At 59.3% G+C, this 337-nt stretch carries 1 protein-coding gene; it reads left to right on the top strand.

Going from position 1 to position 337, the window contains the following annotated elements:
- On the top strand, positions 1–337 hold a 337-nt coding region (locus RVY79_RS18285; RefSeq protein ID WP_317465946.1), incomplete at both ends, for a hypothetical protein.

The raw sequence follows: 337 nt of genomic DNA, 5'->3' as shown, positions 1-337 counted from the left end.
AATTCATCGATGTCACCGGTAAGTTTGCGACCGCCACACGCTGCAACCCGCTGTCCCTGCTCGGCGAGGCGGAGAACCACGCCTACGTGACGGAATGGCTGATCTTGGCCATCGAGGACGAAGACGGATTCAGGCTCACCCCCACACAGAAGACGGACATCTTCGACGCGGTTCAGATTCTGGCCGGCTATAGCCGCGAGCAATGGACCCTGTCCTTCTTCGCCACACTGATCCACGCCGATCTGCGCGAGCGGCTGCAGCTCTGGATGAAGGGTGGTCAGTACGGTGACTTCTTCGACAACGTCGACGACGCGTTCCAAATCAGCGATGACCTGAC

Source organism: Chromohalobacter sp. HP20-39 (assembly GCF_033052815.1).
GTDB lineage: Bacteria > Pseudomonadota > Gammaproteobacteria > Pseudomonadales > Halomonadaceae > Chromohalobacter.
The sequence above is the reverse complement of the archived record's forward strand: the minus strand, read 5'-3'. Positions and strand labels throughout refer to the sequence as shown.